Genomic DNA, 22283 nt, shown 5'->3' with positions numbered 1-22283 from the left:
TCCGCTCACTGTTTTCTTGTGGCAAAATAAGGGTATACAAACGATGAAATGAGGTGCAGTCTGATGGAATGGAAAGGAAGAAAACAAAGTAAAAATGTTGAGGATCAACGTGGTAAGAGTGGTGGTGGTTTAGCTCTTGGTGGCGGTCTCGGCGGCCTTGGTATTATTATCGTCATTATCTATGCATTACTTGGTGGCAATCCAACAGATATGTTAAACAATAGTTCGACGACGCAGCAAACGACACAGTCAAGTTCTTATGAAGCCACAGCAGAAGAACAAGAAATGGCGGAGTTTGTCAGTGTTGTATTAGCTGATACGGAAGAAGTTTGGACAGAAGTATTTAAAGAAAATGGTCTGACATATAAAGAGCCAAAGCTCGTATTATTTACGAATAGCGTCGCGACAGCTTGTGGGAACGCAACGTCTGCCATCGGTCCTTTTTATTGTCCAGGCGATCAAAAAGTATACATTGATTTAAGCTTTTATCAAGAATTGAAAGATCAATTTAAAGCACCAGGTGATTTTGCGATGGCATATGTTGTCGCACATGAAGTCGGGCATCACGTACAATATTTATTAGGTACATCAACGAAAGTAAGTCAGAAGCAAAGCCAAGTATCTAAAGCGGAAGCGAATCGCCTATCGGTGAAATTAGAGTTACAAGCAGATTATTATGCAGGTGTTTTTGCGAAACATAATAGCCAGTATTTAGACGCATCGGATTTTGAAGAAGCGGTTCGTGCTGCGAATGCGATTGGTGACGATACGTTGCAAAAACAAGCACAAGGATATGCCGTTCCAGATACGTTTACACACGGAACTTCAGCACAACGAGTAGAGTGGCTAAATAAAGGATATAAGTACGGCGACTTAGAACATGGAGATACATTTAATGCGAGCGGGTTATAAATTATTCTTTTTCCAAGTATTCGAATAGTGTATAATTATCACATTAATGGCTCGTCCTTATGTGAGGACAGAATACTGCCTCTCACACGTCATTTAAATGTATCCTAAATTTGAAAGTGAGTGAATTTACATGGGACGTAAGTGGAATAACATTAAAGAAAAAAAGGCTGCAAAAGATAAAGATTCTAGCCGTATTAACGCTAAATTTGGCCGTGAAATTTATGTAGCAGCTAAATCGGGTGAACCAAATCCAGAATCAAACGGCGCACTAAAAATCGTTTTAGAACGTGCCAAAACATATAGTGTACCAAAACATATTATCGACCGCGCAATTGATAAAGCAAAAGGTAATGTGGAGGAAGTGTTCGATGAATTACGTTATGAAGGCTTCGGTCCAAACGGTTCTATGGTCATTGTCGATGCGTTAACAAATAATGTAAACCGTACAGCTTCAGACGTTCGTGCTGCATTCGGTAAAAACGGCGGTAACATGGGTGTTAAAGGTTCTGTTGACTATATGTTCAACAAAACAGCTGTATTCGTTTTAGAAGGCAAATCAGCAGATGATTTATTAGAAATGTTCATTATGGCTGACATCGATGTACGCGACGTATTTGAAGAAGGCGATTCTACAGTTGTTTATGCAGAACCAGTTGATTTTGCAAAAGTAGATGAAGCATTAAAAGCAGAAGGAATTGAAGAATTCCAAGTAGCTGAAATTTCAATGCTTCCACAAACAGAAGTACAACTTGACGATGCTTCGAAAGAAACGTTCGAAAAAATGCTTGAAGCTTTAGAAGAATTAGAAGATGTTCAACAAGTTTATCACAACGTTGAACTTTAATTTTTAATAGAACTTGTGTCCAATTTAAAACGGGCATGAGTTCTTTTTTTGTACTTTTTTATGAATTTCTATTGTTTTATTCAGATGGTTATTAAATATGAAATTCCTTCATTTTTGAACTGTGTCGACTTTATGAAAAGTCCAATAAACTGCGTTTTTAACGGTGTTAAATAGTAATATAGTAATTAATAAATTGGAAAAAGTAACCTTATTTCGTTACTTATATATTATTTATGGAGGGTATATTGGATGAGAAAGTATTTCAATTTCAAAAAATTGAAGACGAAGGTGTTAGTCGGATTTGCAGCTGTTATTGGCTTAAATTTACTATTAAGTGTATTCAGCATCGTGTCAATTCAGCGAATGAATCAAAATATTGAAACGCTCGGTAATGATAGTTTGCCACTACTCGTAAGTGATGAAAAAATGAGCTTTAATGTTGCCGAACGAATTGCACTCGTTAGAGGCTACTTATTAACAGGGGAACGAGATTACAAAGATCAATTCAATGCCTATTCAGAAGAAGCACTCGTGCTCGAAAAAGATTTACGACAAAAAACGAATTCAGAGAAAATTAAAGAATTGTTAGAAGAAAATAAAGTTTGGCAACAAATGATTGTAGACGATGTATTCGCAACGTACGATGCTGGGAAAAAAGAAGAAGCTTCTCAATTGTTACAAGGAAAAGTGCAAACGTCTGCTAGAAATTTAATGGAAGGTTTTAGTGAGGTTGCGCAAACGCGTGAAGAGCAAGTTATGAAAGAAAGCAAAGAGGCTATTTTTGTAGGACAAGCGGTCATTAAATTATCGATTGGTGTGACTGTATTTATTATGTTACTAGGTTTATGTATCGCTATTTTTACAGCGGAAGCGATTACGCGTCCGATGAAGCGAGTCATTGCACAACTTCGTAAAATAGCAGATGGGGACTTATCGGGGAAAGATTTACGAACATTATTCCGCGATGAAACAGCGGAACTCGTTGAAATTAGTAATGAATTAAAAAATAATAATTCACATATGATTAAGAAAATCCAAAAAAGCGCAGAGTTATTAACATCACATAGTGAAGAATTGCATCAGTCGGCGAATGAAACGGCGAGAGGTTCTGATCAAATTGCGTTAACGATGACCGATCTCGCAAGAAGTACCGAATCTCAAGCGAATAGTTCGGGGGACATGGCACAGAAGATGAACGGTTTCACGCATCACTTGGATAAGGTAAATCATAGTGGTGATCAAATTCAACTTCATGCGGAAAATGCACTGAATAGTACGAAACAAGGGCACTTGTTAATGGATGAGTCGGTTAATCAAATGAATAAAATCGATGGTATCGTGAAAGAGTCTGTCCGAAAAGTAAATCATTTATACGATAGTTCAAAAGAGATTACACAGCTCGTTGAAGTCATACAAGAAATTTCAGACCAGACGAATTTACTTGCGTTAAATGCTGCGATTGAAGCGGCGAGAGCAGGCGAACAAGGAAAAGGGTTTGCTGTTGTAGCGGATGAAGTAAGGAAGTTGGCAGAGCAAGTGTCGAATTCAATTTCGGATATTACGACGATCGTTCAACGTATTCAAGTAGATACGGGAGATGTCGTAACGTCATTAAAAGATGGTTATACAGCGGTCGAACAAGGTGCTTCTCAAATTCAACATACAGGTAGCAATTTCAAGACGATTCATGATTCGATTATCGAAGTAGCACATAACGTCGAACAAGTGTCACTTAGCTTACATGAAGTGTTATCTGAAAGTGAAGAAATGTCTCAAATCGTTGAAGAAAGTGCCGCATTGACTCAACAATCTTCTGCGGGAATTCAAGAAACGACAGCTTCTGTCGAACAATCGAGTTTATCGATGCAAGAAGTGACGAAATCAGCAGATGATTTAGCGAATACAGCGGAACAATTAATGCAGCTCGTTGGAAAATATAAATTAAATTAAAGCAAAACAGTTGAACTCCTAAGTCGTTGCCGAAAGAGGCGAAGTCGATTATAGTGAGGGCAACTGTTTTTTTCGTTAGGAGGTAGTGGGATGCGTACATTTTGGAAGCGAGTCATGTTAATAACTATAGCGTTTGCAACCGTGTCTGGAACGTTGCGAGCATTGATGATGCGCCAAAGTAATCAAGTGGTACAAAGGGCGATTCCGTACGTTCTCGTACTCGGTGCAAAAGTGAGACGAGGGGCAATTCCGAGTGAAGCATTGGCAAATCGCTTAGACGTAGCGGCTCAGTATGCGAAACGTTACCCAGAAAGCATGGTAATCGTGAGCGGAGGACGTGGACCAGATGAAGATGAGTTTGAAGCTGTTGTAATGCGACGGTACTTAATTGCTGCAGGAATCGAGGAGACACGCATTGTAGAAGAGCGTAAAGCGACGTCGACTTACGAAAACATTTTGTTTGCAAAGCAGCTCGTACCAGATATGCACGATGTGTTAATCATATCGAATGATTATCATTTATTACGTGCTAAAATTTTAGCGAAGCGACAACATCTACACGTTCAAACACTTGCTGCACCGACACCGGAAGCGATTCAGCAAAAAGTGCGAATACGTGAAAAAATAGCGTTAATAAAAGCGATTGTGTTCGGTAAATAAAAAAAGGGTGCGACGTCTGTCGCACCCTTTTGTGTCAGTGTTGGTATTATTTTTCTAGTGTTTCTGCAATTTCTTTACGGTATTTAGATAAAGATGAAGATGACACATCAAAGTGTTCTGCAACATCTTTTACTTTAGATAAACCGCCTTCTGGAACAACACCAGCTGTTTGACCAGCAAGAATTGCACCAGCAGCAACTGCACCAGCTTTTTTCGCTTTAATATTTGTATTAGCTAAGTAGCTTTCTACAGACGTTACGAAGTCAGCTGCTTCTAAGTTGAATTCAGTTAAGTAAGCTTTTACAAGACCGATAATTTCGTCTTCGAAAGTTTCGCCTTCTTTAGCTTCTACTTTTTCAACTTTAGAAATAGTTGTTTTCTTAGGAGCAGGAGTTTCAGAAACTTCTTTCGTTTCTGTTTCTTCTACTTCATTTTCAAGAATTTCAACGAATGCTTTGTAAAGCTCAAGAGCATCTGTTACACCATTTGCAAGTTTTGCTTTCATGATGTCTGTTACCATGCTAAGAGTTTCTGGGATGAATAACGTACTTTGAGACACTTGGATGCCGTTTTCAGCAACACGTGTATCTTTAAATACAACACCGAATACCCATTTAGCAGTTGCAGCGTTTGGAGATGAAGGCATCGCATAGCTAGCACCAGTTGTAACGTCTTTTAATTGTAAAAGATTTTCATCGTTACTTACCACCTCAGCTAATACTAATGTCGGTTCAGCCCATTCTTTGAATACAGCTTTCACTTGCGCGCGAACTTCTTCGTCAGCTACTACAGTTTCGATATACTCTTTCCATTCTGTTGGTTCATCTACATACATTGCTGTATCTACTGCAGCAATTTCTAAATAACCTTCTGGAAGATGTGGAGCATGTTGCAATGCAGCATGCCATTCTTGAAGGCGAGTTTGTAATTTATGATTGACCTTTGAATAGTAATCTTGTGCGAACAAACCTTGAAGGCGTGCTACTTCACTTTCGATTACTGCAGAAATATCGCTAGTTGAATTGTTTTTACCATGACACTTTTTATACTTTTTGCCACTACCACATGGACAAGGATCATTACGTCCTACCAATGTAAGCACCTCACTTTAAAATTTAGGCATAAAATTAGATTATCACAATATAACGAAAAAAATAAGTATTTTATGCTAATTCGCTGTTTTTTGGTAGATTCATCCATATTAAACGTGGTATTGTAAATAATTGTTGCAAATTTTCGGATAATAAATGACAATAAACGTATTAAATATTTCGTTATTCGAAATAGAGGGGGATTTTAACGTGGTAACATTTAATGATTATCAATATGCTCGCCCAGATTTGGACGATATGAAATTGGATTTTGATGAATTACTTGCGAAGTTTAGTGCAGCGTCGTCTGTAGAAGAGCAAAGTGAAGTAATTGAACAAATTAATACGCTACAAAGACGATTCTCAACAGCGGTGAACCTTTGTTATATTCGTGCATCCATCGATACGAATGATGAATTTTATAAACAAGAGCGTGATTATATTGATGAAATCAGTCCGAAATACGAAGATTTCGTAACAGATTATTATAAAGCATTAACGACTTCTAAGTTTCGCAAACAATTAGAAGAAAAATGGGGTCAACAATTGTTCGACCTTGCAGACTATCAAATTAAAGGTTTTTCAAAAGATATTATTGAATTAATGCAAAAGCAAAATAAACTAACGTCTGAATACATGCAATTAGTCGCTTCAGCACAAATCGAGTTTAAAGGCGAAACGTACACGTTAGCGCAATTAGGACCTTTTGCCGAAGATAGTGACAGACAAGTGCGTGAAGACGCTCAGAAAGCTCGATTTGGCTTCTATGCATCACATGAAGCGCAGTTCGACCGCATTTATGACGATTTAGTAAAAGTTCGTCACGAAATGGCGACGACGATGGGCTACAAAAACTATGTAGAACTTGGATACGTTTTAATGAATCGTATCGATTACAATGCAGATATGGTTAAAAAATATCGCGATCAAATTCGCGATGTTGTCGTACCGTATGCAACGGAATTACGTGAACGCCAAGCGAAACGAATCGGCGTAGAAAAACTGAAATTCCACGACGAATCGTATGCATTCCAAACGGGCAATGCTGTACCGAAAGGCGATGCCGATTGGATCGTTGAAAATGGGAAGCAAATGTATAGTGAGTTGTCTAAAGAAACAAATGAATTTTTCAATTATATGATTGATCATAACTTAATGGACTTAGTTGCGAAGAAAGGGAAAGAAGGCGGCGGTTATTGTACGTTTATCGATGACTACAATTCACCGTATATTTTCTCAAACTTTAACGGAACTTCAGGCGACATCGACGTATTAACACATGAAGCAGGTCATGCCTTCCAAGTGTATTCTAGTCGTAATATCGGCATTCCAGAATATTTATGGCCAACGTTTGAATCATGTGAAATTCACTCGATGAGTATGGAGTTTTTCACATGGCCATGGATGGAATTGTTCTTTAAAGAAGACGTAGAGAAATACAAATTCTCACATCTTTCAGAAGGTCTATTATTTTTACCGTACGGTGTAGCAGTAGATGAATTCCAACACGTCGTATACGAAAATCCAGAAATGACACCGGCTGAACGTAAAGCAGCTTGGAAAGAAATCGAAGGTATTTATTTACCACATCGTGATTACGACGGCTTCGAATATTTAGAAGGCGGCGGGTTCTGGCAACGCCAACAACATATTTACAACAGTCCTTTCTACTATATTGATTATACGTTAGCACAAGTTTGTGCATTCCAATTTTGGAAACGCGATCGTGAAGACCATGCAAATGCATGGAAAGATTATATTCGCCTTTGCCGTCAAGGCGGTTCAAAATCATTCACAAAACTAGTAGCAGAAGCAAATCTCGTATCACCTTTTGAAGAAGGTTGTTTAGAAAACGTGCTTGAAGCGATTCGTGCTTATTTAGACAATGTTGATGACGCAGCTCTTTAGAAATGAAAATTTTATGAGACTCAAAACCATTCATTTGGTTTTGAGTTTTTTTATGCGTAAATCACGCGATATAAATGCCTATTTTAATTGTATGGTTTATACTTATATGTATAAAAAAGGAGGGATTTATTTGACGAAGAAACGATGGTTTCAAGCAGCAATTGGTATATTATTGACTGTGTTAATTATTAAGATTTTCTTGGAAATCTCGTACGTATTTAAACCAATTGGTGTCATTATTGGAGCTATTTTCGTACCACTATTAGTTGGGGGTATTTTATTTTACGTGACAGAGCCTTTGCAACGTTTACTTGAGAAAAAATGTAAGTTCCCTCGCTGGGCGAGCATTTTATCAATTGTTGTCGTATTAATAGGTCTCGTATCTGCGTTCATATCATGGGTGACACCCGCTATTATGAAACAGATGAGTTCCCTTATACAAAGTGCACCGTGGTTGTTCTCAAAAATTTCTCAACGTATTAATTACATTTTAGCGAACCGCGATAATTTTCCAAAGCAAGTGACGTCGGCTATTAATGATTTTTTAAATTCACTACAAGACATTGCGATTTTTACGAGTAAATTTATGTTTGAAATTGTAGGATTAATTACGAACTGGACATTCTCATTAATCGTCATTCCATTCTTCTTCATTTTTATGTTGAAAGATCATGAAAAATTCCGTCCGAAAATTGAAGGAATCTTTTCAGGGGAACTACAAAAATGGGTGAAGAAAACATTAGCTGAAATGAACGAAGTGTTAGCGAGTTACGTTCAAGGACAAATGCTTGTAAGTGCGATTTTAGCCGTATTAATGTTTATCGGTTATAGCATTATCGACTTAGAATATGCATTATTACTTTGTATACTCGCCTTCTTCTTAAATATGGTACCGTTCATTGGCCCTTGGATGGCCTTTTTACCGGCTTTAGTAATCGGTCTCGTACACGACCCGATGCAAGCATTATGGGTATGTATCATTACATTACTCGTTAACCAAATTGATAGTAACTTTGTAACACCAAACGTGATGGGAAAATCATTAGACGTGCATCCATTAACGGTCATTACGATTATTTTAGCGGCAGGCAACTTAGCTGGATTCGTCGGCATTTTACTCGGTGTACCGATTTATGCGGTTATAAAAGTAGTCGTACAAAACATTTACGCTTATCGAACACGTATTAAAAATTACGGAGCAAAAGACGTAGAATAGGGAAGAAGCTTTGAAAGAATAGTATCTTTCAAAGCTTTTTTTATGGCATTACACGTTAAAGTATAAAAAAGTGAAAAAGATAGGAACGTGCAATTTTTTCTTGTATACTTAAATTTAAGTCCAAATAAGGGAGCGATAGTCAAATGTTATCATTTGAAGAAAAGAAAGCGATTATCGATTCATTCGGAGAATTAACTTGTAAAAAAGTTTCAATGAATCGTTTAAACTACCATTATGAAGGTAGCCAATATGAAAAGAAAATTGTCGTAGAAAAATTACATCCGAACGGTAATGGATTCGTATACGTTGGTGATTTATTAGCATACGAATCAGATGACCGTGGTTTAGTAAATATTCGTGATTTCTCTGAACAACAACTTCGCGATGTTGTAGAAGATTCTATTACGTATTTATCTGAAGTAGACGATATTGTAGAAGAAGTAACGATTGAAGAAAGTTGGAGAAATCGTAGTGGTGATCAATTACTACTCGTTTTTGATGGCGCATTTTGGAACGTACAACATGGCTTCAACTTAGAAGAAAGCTTCGGTACACGTGAAGATGCAGAAGAATATATGCATGAAGAAGGCTTCTTAAAAGAGAAGAAAAAATAAGCTGTTTGAAGAAGGAAGTGTCGTTTTTTGACTTTCCTTCTTTTTCTTTTATAATTATCTTGAATTCAAGATAATGGAGGCGGAGCAATGATGAAACATGTTTATGTAAAAGGAACAAATGACGATGCAATGACATTCGTATTGCTACATGGTACAGGTGGGAATGAGAAAGACTTACTTGGGTTAGGACGACAAATCGACCCGGAAGCGAACTTATTAGGTATACGTGGGCAAGAAAATGAAAATGGGATGCCGCGCTTTTTCAAACGTCTAGGCATGGGTGTATTTGATTTAGACAATTTATCGATGCGTACGAAAGAACTTGCTGCATTTTTAGACGAAGCAGCTGAGCAATATGCGTTCAATCGTGAAAAAGTGGTAATACTTGGCTACTCAAATGGTGCAAACATTGCCGCTAACTTATTTTTTGAAATCGGCAACGTAGCAAAAGGGGCTATTTTACATCACCCAATGGTTCCGAGAGAAGACATTACTTTACCAAGTTTAGAAGGTTTAAACGTTTGGATTGGTGCAGGGAATAACGACCAAATGTGTCCGATTGACCAATCAAAAGGATTACAACAATATTTAGAACAACAAGGTGCGGACGTAGAAATGTATTGGCACGCATACGGACATCAATTAACGATGGACGAAGTGCAAGATGCGAAAGCATGGTATGACCGTCATTTTAAATAGAGAATGAAAAAAAGAGGAGAGCGTATGCTCTCCTCTTTTTTATAGTTCTGTATATTTTGCGGTTTATATTATTTTATAAGAAAAGATTGAAACATAAGAAAATGAGTGCACCCATTAGACCAGCTAAAGGAAGCGTAATGACCCAAGTAATAACGATGTTACGAGCAACGCCCCATTTTACACCTTTTGCATTTTGTGCAGCACCAACACCCATGATTGCTGAAGAAATAACGTGAGTAGTTGATACAGGTAAGTGTAAGTTTGTTGCGCTGAAAATAATTAATGCAGAAGATAAATCTGCTGCTACACCGTTAACAGGACGGATTTTCATAATTTTACTACCGACTGTTTTGATGATTTTATAACCACCGACAGATGTACCAAGACCCATTGCAATGGCACAAGAAATACGTACCCAGAATGGAATTTCAGAACCTTGGCTTAATAAGCCACCAGCCATTAAAGCCATTGTAATAATACCCATTGATTTTTGTGCGTCATTCGTACCGTGTGTAAATGATTGAACAGCTGCAGTCAAAATTTGTACTTTACGGAAACTGTTATTCGTTTTGTATAAGCTAAATCCAGAGAAAAGTATTTTGAAGAGTGACATCATTAAGAAACCGATGACGATTGCAATGAATGGTGATAATAGTAATGCTTTAATAATTTTTGTGAAACCTTCCCAGTTAATCGCACCGAAGCCGGCAGCCATTGCAGCTGCACCAGCAAGTGAACCGATTAAAGCGTGAGAAGAGCTTGATGGAATACCGAAGTACCAAGTAGCTAAGTTCCAAATAATTGCTGAAATAAGTGCTGCTAAGATAATAACGACCCCATTTTCAAGTGCGAATGGGTCTACGATATCTTTCGCTAAAGCTTGTGCGACACCTGTAAAGGTAATCGCACCGATAAAGTTCATTGTAGCAGCCATTAAAACGGCAACGCGTGGTGGTAACGCACGTGTAGAAACCGCTGTTGCAATGGCATTTGCTGTATCATGAAATCCGTTAATAAAGTCGAATGCTAAAGCGAAGAATACGACTAATACGGTTAATATAATTATACTGTCCATTTTTTGCAGCTCCTACGCGTTACGCATAATAATTGTATCCATTGAATTTGCGACATTTTGGCAATAATCGGCAACTTCTTCAAGTTGTTCATAAATGTCTTTGAATTGAATGATACGAATTGGATCTTGCTCATGTAAAAATAGTTGCTTGATTGAAGTACGTAATACTTCATCACATTTACGTTCATAATCTTTAATTAGAATTGCGTGTTCACGCATATTGACTAATTTTTTGTTCGTTAAGTGATTCATTGCTTGTACGATTTCATCTGTACTTAGTACGATGTATTTTAAGAAATCACGCATGTAGTTGTCTACTTCAGTTAATGAGAACATTTCGAAGTGGGCGATACAGCCTTCGATACCATCTAAAATATCATCCATACGAACAGCTAGTTCTAAAATGTCTTCACGTTCGATTGGTGTCATGAATGACTTATTCAGTTTTTGAATTAATTCATGAATTAACGTGTCACCATCTGTTTCGTATTTTTTTAATGTAACGCTAAGCTCTTTCAAGTCAGCAATGCTTGTAATTTTAAATTCTTCCGCATAGTGTGCCGCTTTATTACAATTTTCCGCAATATCGTAAAGGGCATTGAAGAACGGATCTGGTTTTTTGAGCTAAACATGTGAATCCTCCTAATATAAACCGCTTAATCAATTTAAACGCACTTACTATAATAACAAATTCAAACAAAAACAATATTCTATTTCCTCGAAATTACGTAATCTTTACAAAGATGTAACAATCGAAAATGCATTTTTTTAATAGTTGAAACGTTCTATAATGTAGAATATACCATTTTTTGTAGAATAAAAACAGTAATTCGAGCATTTCATTTACATAATCTTTACTTGACATAGCATTTTTTAATAGTTCGTTGAAAAGCAGCAAATACGATATAAGTTGTTGCTCGTTTCGTTAAAAATGTTCTAGTCAAGACGAGAAATTCCTCTAAAAACACATGAAAGACTATTTTTCGCTCTTTTTCACAGAATTAATTCACTTTTCAAGACTTTTTCAATGAGAAAGGCTATCATTATAAGCGTAACAAATTAAAAAATTTATATATACGAAATGGAGATGAATGTCTTGGAATACCGTATCGAACATGACTCTATGGGAGAAATTAAAGTACCAGCAGACAAAAAATGGGGTGCTCAAACTCAACGAAGTAAACAAAACTTCCGTATCGGTTCTGATCATATGCCAATCGATTTCATTCATGGTTATGCAATCTTAAAAAAATCAGTGGCTAAAGTTTGTGTAGAACTTGGCACTTTATCAGCAATTAAAGCAGAAGCAATCGCTCATGCAGCAGATGAAATTGTTGAAGGTAAATGGGATGATCAATTCCCACTCGTTATTTACCAAACAGGTTCTGGTACTCAAACGAACATGAATGTGAATGAAGTAATCGCTCACCTAGGTAACGAATATTTAGAAGCAAAAGGTTCTGAAGAACGTCTTCACCCAAATGATGATGTAAATAAATCACAATCTTCTAATGACTCATTCCCAACAGCTATGCACATCGCAACTTCAATCGCTGTAGAACGCAATTTAATGCCTGCTTTAGAACAAATTAAAGCGACATTAAAATCAAAATCAGAAGAATTTATGAACTTAATTAAAATTGGTCGTACGCATTTACAAGATGCAACACCACTTACATTAGGTCAAGAAATTAGCGGTTGGTTATACATGATCGAAGCTTCTGAAAAAATGATTAAAGAAGCAGCGTTAAACATGCGTGAACTTGCAATCGGTGGTACAGCAGTTGGTACAGGTCTTAATACACCAGATGGTTTCGACGAAAAAGTTGTCGCTGAAATTTCTAAAGAGACAGGCTTAGAGTTCGTTGCATCTCCAAATAAATTCCATGCATTAACTTCTCACGATCAAATCACTACAACACACGGTGCAATGAAAGCACTTGCAGCTGATTTAATGAAAATCGCAAATGACGTACGCTGGTTAGCTTCAGGTCCACGTTCTGGTTTCGGTGAAATTTCAATTCCAGAAAATGAACCAGGTTCTTCAATCATGCCAGGTAAAGTAAACCCAACTCAATGTGAAGCTGTTACAATGGTAGCTGTACAAGTAATGGGTAACGATACAACAATCGGTTTCGCGGCATCTCAAGGTAACTTTGAATTAAACGTATTCAAACCAGTAATCTTACACAACTTCATGCAATCTGTACAATTATTATCAGATGTTGTACGTAGCTTCGATGAACACTGTTTAGCTGGTATTACTGCAAATGAAGATAAATTAGAACACTTCTTAAACAACTCTCTAATGTTAGTAACAGCACTTAACCCATACATCGGTTATGAAAATGCTGCGAAAATTGCGAAGATGGCACATAAAGAAGGTTTAACACTTAAAGAAGGCGCATTAAAATCTGGTCTATTAACAGAAGAACAATTTGACGAATGGGTTGTTCCTTCAAAAATGATCAAATTCTAATTTTCTTTAAAAATTAATAGAAAAGACTGAATCTCAATAGACTCAGTCTTTTTTTATGCCATTTTTCTTGAATAGTTGAAAATACATACGATAAATTAACTAGGAAGGTTATACTGAATTATAAGAATTTTTGAAATATAAAAGGAGCATGAGCAATTGTGAATCAAAGAAAACGAAAATTAGGTACGAAAATTTTTGGACTTACGGTTATTTCATTACTCGTATTATTCGTATTCTTTATGATTTCGATAGGATACATATCGAAAAAAACAGCAGAAAGTACGATTGGACAATCTGCTGTTTCGACGGCAGTGAATATGACGAAGCATATTGATGTGACAGCGTATGAAAAATTAGCAAGCAATCCTTCTGAAAATGAGTTGTACTGGAAGTTGCGTGAAGAGCTAAATAATCTAAGAGAACAAAATGGGGTCATGTATGCGTATACATATTTCGTACCAACAGATGGGAAAGTACAATTTTTAGTAGACGGTCAGCCGAAAGATGCGAAACAAGAAGATGTTGGGAAACTATTGGATTCTTCTAGTTCTACAACCGTATCGAATTTAGAACAGGCGAAAAAAGAAGGCAATTACTTTTCTTCTTTATTGAGTAGTAGTTTTGGGGAATACATTTCGGGCACGGTGCCGATGAGAAATAGCAATGGCGAGATTGTCGCGTATTTAGGCGTTGATATTGATGCGACGGCAGTAAAAGCGATTCAACAAAAAACGTTATGGTCATTACTTCCATACGTTTCTATTTTTATTTTACTAGAGATGGTGATTGTCGCATTTCTTTTAAATCGTTTCGTTAATAAACAGTTAAAACCACTTCAAACCGTTGCAGAAGCAGCGGATGAGATGGCGAATGGTCAGCTGATGATAGCGTATGAGATAGTAGAACAAGTGCCTATTTCTAAACGCCAAACAGAAGTTGACCAATTGATTGAAAGTTTTAAAAAGGCGATTCATGAACTGAAAGAAACATTCGGAACGTTTCACAATAAGGGTGAACAGCTCAAAACAATTACAGATCACTTAACGACAGCTTCACAAACGATGAAAACATCGAATGATTCGATTGCTTCGAATGTACAGCAAGTTGCTCACTCTAGTGAGCAACAAGCGAAAAGCAATGGGGAAGTGATGATTGCGATTGAAGAAATGACGATTGGTATTCAAAAAATGGCAGACTCGACTTCTGATATGGCATCTTCTTCCCATGATATGACGGCATTAGTAGAACAAAGCGTCATACAAACAGAACATGCGATGAAACAAATAGACGAAGTAGAAAATACAATTGTCCGTACAGCAGATCATATTGATGATATGGCAACGCGTTTTATGAATGTACAAAACATGGCATCGATTATTACAGACATCGCAAAACAAACGAATTTACTCGCATTAAATGCGGCAATTGAAGCGGCACGTGCAGGTGAAGCAGGGAAAGGCTTCTCAGTCGTTGCGGATGAAGTACGTAAACTTGCGGAGTCTTCTTCGAAAGCGGCAAGTGATATTTTAGAAGAGCTAACGACATTTAAAAAAATATCAGACGTGACACAAGAAGATATTCGTATGAGTAAAGAGCGCATGCGAGGTGGCAATGAAGCGGTAGGCGCAATCGGTACGCGTTTGACGAACATTCAACAATCGGTCGTTGCGGTGAACGATCGCATTCAAGAAGAGTCAGCAATTATTCAACAAATGTCAGCAAGCTCGGAAGAAATATTCGCTTCGATGAATGAAGTGAATACGAGCTTACAGCAGTCCGAACTGTTAACGAAAGAAACGAAAGAATCTTCTCTTATTCAAGAAGAGATGGTCGCATCTCTTCAGCAAGTTATTCAACAAGTTGACCAAACGTCAAAAGATATTTTAGAAGAGCTGCAAAAATTTAAATAATGATAAAAAAGCCTGCATTCAATTTTGACCTTGAACGCAGGCTTTTTCGTATAAATTCATTAGTTTGCTTTTTTCTCGTTACGACGTTTCCATAAGAATGCAAGTCCGACTAAAATTAGAAGAATGACTTGTCCTAAAATGGTTTCAACCGTTGGATAGAAACCGATTGTTGACCAAATAGGTAAGCCATCAATGACTGTTGTAGGAATATCGCCGAGTAATTGAAGTTTGTGTAAAGAAACTCCAATAATTTTGAATGTTAATAAGTAGATTAAAACCGTAGCGATCGCGAAGAAACGATGAATTGGAATTTTTCCACTCGCTTTTAATAACACAACTGCGACGATTGCTAAAATAACGATGGCAATCGCAATACCTAAAATGAATTGACTCGTTGGCATTTTAGGCGCAATTCCTGCATAGAAAATCAATGTTTCTGCACCTTCACGGAACACTGAAAGGAAGCTAATACTTGCCATCGCAATAATAGAACCTTTTGAAATCGCATGGTTCATTTGCTTCGCAATATAAGCATTCCAAGATTTAATATTGGACTTACTATGCATCCATATACCGACACCGAGCATCATAATCGCGGCAATTAAACCGATGTATCCTTCGATTAATTCGCGGTTCGTATCCATTGAACCGGAGTTGAAAAATACAGACATGAAAATAGCAGCGATGGCACTTAAACCGATACCGGCTCCAGCTCCAACGTAAATCCATTTTTCCATATGGCGTTGATCTGATTTTTTCAAGAAAGCGACTAATGCAAGGATGATTAGTAATGCTTCAAGACCTTCACGAAGTAAGATAAGCGCGGCATCCCAGAATGAATAGCCGTCATCTTCTTGTAAAAGCTGAATTTCTTTTTTGTAAGAAGTTAATTGTTTAGCTAGTTTTTCTTTATCGCTCGTATCTTTTAATAAGTTTGCTGTGATGATTGGCATATTGCTTTCGATTGACGTGTAAAGAGAACCGTTTTTCGTGCTAACTGCACTTTCTACATTTGGCCAAATCGTAATGAATTTTTTCACGCTGGCAGATGCTTTTTCGTATTGTTCATCTTCGATATACCCTGTCGCATCATCGATCAAATCAACGAGTGTTTGTAGTGAATATTCTTTTTTCGCAAAGCCGACTTTTTTGCCAGCACCAAAATCATCAATATTTTGTTTTAACGTTTTGAATGTATCTTTCAACACTTCTTGATTTGGCTGGTCGTTGGCTAATTCAATTCGCATGAACGACATTTGCGTTTCAATTTGACCGTAAGCACCCATATCGATTTCGCGTACAGGTGTTTCTTTTAACTTCCAGAAACTGTTGAACGTTTTGTATTGTTGTTCGATTTCTTCTACAGTGCCGTTATTGATTGTTTCACCAAGTTTCGTCAAAACGGGTGTCATCGCCGTAACGAATTTTTGACGTTCGGCTTTTTCATCAACCGGATTTTCAGCTTTTTTCAATGCATTTACGTTTTCTGTTAACGTCGTAAGTGCAGCGAGACGATCTTCTGAAGAAGTCGCTTCTTTTGCATCTGTTAATGCTTTGTCGATGGCTTCTTTTTCTTTATTGTGCTTCTCATCGATTGTACGAGCAGACCATGCTTTTTCAAACTCTGCTAGAGCTTGGTCGGCTTTTTTACCGTCACCTTTTCGAATGTCCATAATTGCATCACTAATCGAAATGTATAAGCTACTGTATGAAGCAGGTTCGGCTGCCATTACGCTCGGTAATGGGCGAACGAGTGTCATGATGAATAGTAGGGCAATGATTGCCAATTGACTACTACGCGTTAAAAAGTGTTTCACCGATATAACTCCCTTTTTTAACGCCAGGGAAGCAAGCGAATAACGCGCTGCCTCGATGGGTAATATATTCATTCATTTTATCTAAGCGACCAAGTGCATTTTGAATGTCGATAAATTGTTGCGGATTCTTTTGGAAAGAAATAAACAACAATCCAGCGTCGTAAGCACCCGTATGTCCAACCGTACCAGATGTGTATGAAAAGGCACGGCGCATAATACGAGATTTTACTTGTTTTGATAAAAATACGTGAGATGTTTCGGGGATGATGTAGTTCCCGTTTTCATCTTTTCGATCTGCATCAACAGCATCGAATTCATTTTTCTTACCGAGTGGGGCACCTGAGTGGCGATAACGACCAAATGTTGCTTCTTGTTCTTTTAATGAAGTGCGGTCCCACGTTTCTAAATGCATTTGAATTTTACGGACGACTAAATACGTTCCGTCTGTCATCCACGGTTTCGATTCACCTTTTTGCACCCAAACGACGTCATTGCGATCTTTATCCGAATGTGGATTTTCCGTGCCATCTTTGAAGGCAAATAAGTTACGTGGTGTTTCACGTTTTCCTTCTTTATTTACAGGAATCGAGTTGAATCCAGCTTGCGTCCAATTAACGCTCACTTTTCCAATTGCAGAACGTACAAGATTTCGCACGGCATGAAAAGCAACTTGTGGATCATCGGCACACGCTTGGATGCAAAGATCACCGCCGGTATATTCCTCGTCCAATTGATCTTTCGGGAAATGAGGCAAGTCTTTTAGCTCTTTTGGTTTTAAAGAACTTAAGCCGAGTTTTTTGTTTTCAAAAAGAGAAGGGCCGACACCAAAAGTTATAGATAAATTTTTGGCGTCGACTCCTATAGCTTCACCTGTATCCACAGGTGGAACGTATCCATTTTTTGTTTCGCCGATTTGCTGACCGTTCATTAGATTCACCGCAATCGGTGTCCAATCTTTAAACAGTTGTTGCAATTCGGCTTTCGAATCGACTAAAACAGATAAAGAGGCAAAGTATACGTGAGATTGTACCTCCGTCGCAATACCTGCTTGATGCTTCCCATAAAAGTTTACCTTATTGTCTACGTTTGGATTGTCATCCAACCAGTTCGGCACACCAAAGGTTTTTAAGACTCCACCCAAACCTGATGCACCGATTGCTACACCTGCAGCACCGGCACCAGTTAGTTTTAACATACGTCGTCGGGAAAGTTTTTTTTCTAAAAACCCCTCTTTATTTGATTCAGTCATTTCATTCACTCCAACCTTTATTCTAAAATAGTACCCATTTGACTTAAAGGTTCACCAAGTGCATTTACAGCTTCAGATAATTCTTTCGTGTTGGCATCTGTTAATTCAGTGTAAGAAACGTAGTCGCCATCTTTTGTTTTGTATTGATCTAATAAATCATTCACTTTTTTGAATTTGTCTGTTAAGTTGTCAGCAAGTGCTTGGTCTTTTTCAGTGATAGATGGTTCTAAAATTTCAAAGATTTTTTCCGCACCTTCAATGTTTGCTTTAAAGTCATATAAGTCTGTGTGAGAGTAGATATCCTCTTCACCTGAAATTTTTGAAGTAGATACTTCATTTAATAAGTCAACTGCACCAGTAATCATCATGTCTGGTGTTACATCAACTGTTTCAACACGTGCACGTAATTCTTTCGTATCAGCTAATAATTTGTCAGCTGTTTCTTCGTAACCTTTAGTCGTATTTTTTTCCCAAAGTGCGTACTCTAATTTATGGTAGCCTGTCCAGTCTTCCATACTTTGGCCTTCTTCTTTCAAGTCAGCTAAACGAGCATCAATTGCAGGGTCTAAATCGCCAAAGCTTTCCGCAATTGGTTCAGAACGTTCGAAATACATACGAGCAGTAGGATAGATTTCTTTTGCTTTTTCGATATCGCCATCTTTAATAGCTGTAACGAATTTTTCTGTTTCAATTGTAAATTGATCTAATTGTTCAAGAGCGAATTCTTTGTACGCTTTGACTTCTTTATCTAATTTAGTTGTAGATGTTGCTGCTTGTTCTGTTTTCGTCGACTCTTTTTTCGTATCGTCTTCAGAGTTGCCACAACCTGCCATAACGACACCACTGGCTAATAAAATAGCTAATAATGATTTTGCTTTCATGGATTAATATCCTTCTTTCCGTCTATTTAATAGTATATCTTCTTAAATAATGATAATCATTATCAGTTATAAGTCAATAGTGAAAATAAGAATGGCTTATAAAAACATAGAAAAAAGGCGGTTGAATGAGCGTCATACAACGGATAGAAAGATAAATTTCGTATGCGCCCAAAAAGATAAAATTATGATAATTTGCTCAATAGTTGGCGATTGGGTCTTCCTAAGAAAGACGATCTTTTAATTCATTTTCTAAAAAAGGTGTCGCATTTAAAAAACGCGTAAATGCTTTATAACGTGCGAATTGTTCATCGGATGCTTTTTTACCTGTAAAATACGCCCGAATTAAAATGTTTTTAGGCGTATGAGACATGTCGATGAATTCCATCAGCTGTGCATCATAGCCGACTAAGTTTAAGATTTCTGCACGAATTGAATCGGTCGCAAGTGCAGAGAAGCGTTCTTTAATTAAGCCGTGTTGCAACATAATGTCTAAAGGTGAGCTTTGAATCTGGTTATTTAACTCATGTTGGCAGCAAGGAACGCTTAAAATAACACTCGCGCCCCATTTAACAGCACGGGAAAGAGCCATATCGGTCGCTACGTCACAAGCGTGTAGCGTTACGACCATATCAACAGTTGATTCATCGTTGTAATCGTTAATATCACCAACTAAAAATTCTAAGTTATCGTATTGTAAGTCCGCAGCGATTTGCGCACATTCTTCGATAACTTCTTTTTTCAAATCGAGTCCAGTGACACGTAAATCAAGCCCTTGCTCTACTTTTAAGTAGTGATAAAGAGCGAATGTTAAATATGATTTACCAGAACCGAAATCTAAAATACGAATCGTACGATCTTTCGGTAAGTAGTCGAGAGAGTCGTGAATATATTCGATGAAACGATTAATTTGTTTGAACTTATCGTATTTTTGTTTTTAACTTTACCGTCTGCTGTTTGTACACCAAGACGAATTAAAAAAGGATACGGTGTTTCAGGGTCAAGTAAATAATTCTTTTTACGATTATGTGATAAATTCGCTTTTTTAACTTGTTCGTTCACAGAAGATTTATAGAGCACTTTATTTTTTTTAGATAATTGAATTTGAATCATTTCTTCCTCAAATTGCCCTTGGAATTGACGGAAATCCTCAAAAAGTTCGTGCACTGTATTTTCAATTGATGCAACTGGAATATTTTCATGTTTTAAAATACGTTCATATTGGAATTCCAGCTGAATATGGTAGACGCCTTTCAGCTCGATTGGTTTCAATTTAATGCGTTTTATTTCATTTGATTTCATCCGTGGCTGACTAATTGTAGCTGAAACGAGTTGTTTATTTAGTAAGCGTTCAATTAACGCTGTTTTCATTTGTTCAAAGTCCATCGTGACGCTCCTTTACTAATTTTGTCCGACAACAGATAGTGTAGCATACAAAAGACCGTATCAGTGCTAAATATAACGGATACGGTCTTTTCATTATTTTTTAATATAAGTGAGTGTTTTACCTGACCAACCGAAGATGATTGTAAGGACAGGTGAGAGTAAACAAAATAGAGCGAATGGTGCGTATGTCAGCGTGTCCACATGTAACACTGATGTGATAAAAATACCACATACACTCCAAGGAACTAAAGGATTGACGACCGTACCAGCATCTTCAACTGTACGGGCTAAGTTTTTCGGTGCAAGACCTACTTTTTTTAAATTGTTGTTGGAACGTTTCAGCAGGCAGTAGGATGGATAAGTACTGTTCACCGATAAAGAAGTTAACACCGATGGCAGTTGTTGCAGCGCCTGTAATGGCAGAGCCGGCTGTTTTAAATAAGTGTTCAATTTTTGCTAAAACGGTTTGAATAATACCGAGTGTGAAAAGTAAACCACCCATGCCAAGTGCGAGTAGTACGAGCGCAATCGTGAAGAACATACTACTAATGCCACCACGTGTTAAAAGAGAATCAATCGCTTCTACACCCGTTTCTGATTTGTATCCATTGAATAATAAATCAGCAATTTGCGTTGCTGTATGGAAATGATGGCCGTAAGATAAGCCAATCGCAACGATCGATGCGATGATCAACGTTGGAATGGCAGGCACTTTTTTGAAAGCGAAAAGAAGTAAAACTAAAATAGGTAGCAATGTGTACCAATGAATTAACCCTGTCGCAAATAATGTCTCTTTAAAGTCGCCAATATTAGATCGACTTAACGTTTGATTTGATGGGGAAAGAGTCGCGTAAACAATCGCTGAGATAATAAGTGCAGGAATTGTCGTCCAAGACATATTTTTAATATGTTCAAATAAATCAACGTGCATAATAGATGATGCTAAGTTTGTCGTATCTGAAAGAGGAGACATTTTATCTCCAAAAAATGCACCCGAAACGATGGCCCCAGCTGTAATTGCTAAAGATAAATCCATCGCTTGTGCCATACCGATAAACGCGACACCAATCGTTGCCGTAGTCGTTAAAGAACTTCCAATTGCAACGCCGACGATACAAGCAACTAGAAAGACAATCATATAGAAGAAACGCCCTGAAATAATTTCAAAGCCGTAATAAATCAAAGTTGGAATCGTGCCACTCATAATGAAAGCACTAATTAAAATACCGATGAAAAAGAAAATGAAAATAGCTGCGAGCCCTGATTTGGCACCGTCTACAATCCCTTGTTCCATCGTTTTATAATTCACTTTTTTAATCCAACCATAACATAGCAGCATCATGATCACGATTAATACAGGAATGTGAGGTGTTGCTTTAAAAAATAAAATAGAACTCGTCATAATGACAACCATTAAAAATAATAGTGAAATGGCTTCGGAAAGACGAGGGGTTAACGCTTGATTCGCTTGATGAAACAAAGTAAAATCCTCCAGTCATAGTATATAAACTTTTTCACTTCAACGCGTTGAAGTCATAAAGTATTGTAACATGAATGAATAAATAGTCAATGGAATTGTTTTGAAAAAAACAAAA

At 37.4% G+C, this 22283-nt stretch carries 17 protein-coding genes and 2 pseudogenes; 10 read left to right on the top strand and 9 right to left on the bottom strand.

Annotated features, from left to right (window positions below; translation table 11 throughout):
- Window positions 1-63 precede the first annotated feature (63 nt).
- The 4 genes from ypfJ to KSHG_RS13030 all read left to right on the top strand — a co-directional run bounded on the left by ypfJ (window position 64) and on the right by KSHG_RS13030 (window position 4366).
- Window positions 64-912: a KPN_02809 family neutral zinc metallopeptidase gene (ypfJ, locus tag KSHG_RS13045; protein WP_010307458.1), complete on the top strand. Its 849-nt coding sequence runs from the start codon at window positions 64-66 to the stop codon at window positions 910-912.
- A 130-nt stretch (window positions 913-1042) separates the two neighbouring features.
- Window positions 1043-1756 (top strand): YebC/PmpR family DNA-binding transcriptional regulator, encoded by a 714-nt coding sequence (locus KSHG_RS13040; RefSeq protein ID WP_010307455.1) that lies wholly within the window; start codon window positions 1043-1045, stop codon window positions 1754-1756.
- Between the two features lie 249 nt (window positions 1757-2005).
- Entirely contained in the window at window positions 2006-3706 is a 1701-nt protein-coding gene (locus tag KSHG_RS13035) for a methyl-accepting chemotaxis protein (RefSeq protein WP_010307454.1), read from the top strand.
- Window positions 3707-3796: 90 nt separating this feature from the next.
- Entirely contained in the window at window positions 3797-4366 is a 570-nt protein-coding gene (locus KSHG_RS13030) for a YdcF family protein (RefSeq protein ID WP_010307453.1), read from the top strand.
- A gap of 46 nt (window positions 4367-4412) precedes the next feature.
- Here the strand turns inward: KSHG_RS13030 and KSHG_RS13025 are convergent, their stop codons facing one another.
- Window positions 4413-5468, bottom strand: a complete 1056-nt coding sequence (locus tag KSHG_RS13025; RefSeq protein ID WP_235728383.1) for a YecA family protein — start codon at window positions 5466-5468, stop codon at window positions 4413-4415.
- A gap of 199 nt (window positions 5469-5667) precedes the next feature.
- Here KSHG_RS13025 and KSHG_RS13020 point away from each other — a divergent pair, with 199 nt between their 5' ends.
- From KSHG_RS13020 to KSHG_RS13005, 4 genes are all read left to right on the top strand, one after another.
- Window positions 5668-7365: a M3 family oligoendopeptidase gene (locus KSHG_RS13020; protein ID WP_010307445.1), complete on the top strand. Its 1698-nt coding sequence runs from the start codon at window positions 5668-5670 to the stop codon at window positions 7363-7365.
- Between the two features lie 130 nt (window positions 7366-7495).
- A complete protein-coding gene (locus tag KSHG_RS13015) occupies window positions 7496-8581 on the top strand; it encodes an AI-2E family transporter (RefSeq protein ID WP_010307441.1) in 1086 nt (361 codons plus the stop codon).
- Window positions 8582-8724: 143 nt separating this feature from the next.
- Entirely contained in the window at window positions 8725-9195 is a 471-nt protein-coding gene (locus KSHG_RS13010) for a hypothetical protein (RefSeq protein ID WP_010307440.1), read from the top strand.
- A 90-nt stretch (window positions 9196-9285) separates the two neighbouring features.
- Entirely contained in the window at window positions 9286-9894 is a 609-nt protein-coding gene (locus KSHG_RS13005) for an alpha/beta hydrolase (protein WP_026022606.1), read from the top strand.
- A gap of 73 nt (window positions 9895-9967) precedes the next feature.
- Here the strand turns inward: KSHG_RS13005 and KSHG_RS13000 are convergent, their stop codons facing one another.
- The gene (locus tag KSHG_RS13000; protein ID WP_010307430.1) at window positions 9968-10969 is read right to left on the bottom strand and encodes an inorganic phosphate transporter; all 1002 of its coding nucleotides are present in this window, start codon (window positions 10967-10969) and stop codon (window positions 9968-9970) included.
- A 12-nt stretch (window positions 10970-10981) separates the two neighbouring features.
- Window positions 10982-11590, bottom strand: a pseudogene (locus tag KSHG_RS12995) (DUF47 domain-containing protein); the annotation flags it as partial.
- Between the two features lie 475 nt (window positions 11591-12065).
- Here KSHG_RS12995 and fumC point away from each other — a divergent pair.
- Together fumC and KSHG_RS12980 are read left to right on the top strand one after the other, a co-directional pair.
- Entirely contained in the window at window positions 12066-13448 is a 1383-nt protein-coding gene (gene fumC, locus KSHG_RS12985; protein WP_010307424.1) for a class II fumarate hydratase, read from the top strand.
- Between the two features lie 158 nt (window positions 13449-13606).
- Window positions 13607-15358 (top strand): methyl-accepting chemotaxis protein, encoded by a 1752-nt coding sequence (locus KSHG_RS12980; RefSeq protein ID WP_010307421.1) that lies wholly within the window; start codon window positions 13607-13609, stop codon window positions 15356-15358.
- 59 nt (window positions 15359-15417) lie between these two features.
- Here KSHG_RS12980 and KSHG_RS12975 read toward each other — a convergent pair whose 3' ends face one another.
- From KSHG_RS12975 to KSHG_RS17030, 6 genes and pseudogenes are all read right to left on the bottom strand, one after another.
- A complete protein-coding gene (locus KSHG_RS12975; protein WP_010307418.1) occupies window positions 15418-17175 on the bottom strand; it encodes an FTR1 family iron permease in 1758 nt (585 codons plus the stop codon).
- A complete protein-coding gene (gene efeB, locus KSHG_RS12970; protein ID WP_010307414.1) occupies window positions 17153-18424 on the bottom strand; it encodes an iron uptake transporter deferrochelatase/peroxidase subunit in 1272 nt (423 codons plus the stop codon). Before efeB ends, KSHG_RS12975 begins: the two co-directional genes overlap by 23 nt.
- A 17-nt stretch (window positions 18425-18441) precedes the next feature.
- Window positions 18442-19305, bottom strand: a complete 864-nt coding sequence (efeO, locus tag KSHG_RS12965) for an iron uptake system protein EfeO (protein WP_010307411.1) — start codon at window positions 19303-19305, stop codon at window positions 18442-18444.
- A gap of 220 nt (window positions 19306-19525) precedes the next feature.
- Window positions 19526-20688, bottom strand: a pseudogene (locus KSHG_RS17035) (class I SAM-dependent methyltransferase).
- Window positions 20689-20781: 93 nt separating this feature from the next.
- Complete coding sequence (locus KSHG_RS19290; protein WP_369008785.1) at window positions 20782-21060, bottom strand: Na+/H+ antiporter NhaC family protein; 279 nt, start codon at window positions 21058-21060, stop codon at window positions 20782-20784.
- Window positions 20963-22168 carry a Na+/H+ antiporter NhaC family protein gene (locus tag KSHG_RS17030; RefSeq protein ID WP_010307409.1) on the bottom strand — a complete coding sequence of 402 codons (1206 nt, stop codon included), beginning with the start codon at window positions 22166-22168 and terminating at the stop codon, window positions 20963-20965. Before KSHG_RS17030 ends, KSHG_RS19290 begins: the two co-directional genes overlap by 98 nt.
- Between the last annotated feature and the right edge of the window lie 115 nt (window positions 22169-22283).

The organism is Kurthia senegalensis (assembly GCF_000285595.1).
Classification (GTDB): domain Bacteria; phylum Bacillota; class Bacilli; order Bacillales_A; family Planococcaceae; genus Kurthia; species Kurthia senegalensis.
The sequence above is the reverse complement of the archived record's forward strand: the minus strand, read 5'-3'. Positions and strand labels throughout refer to the sequence as shown.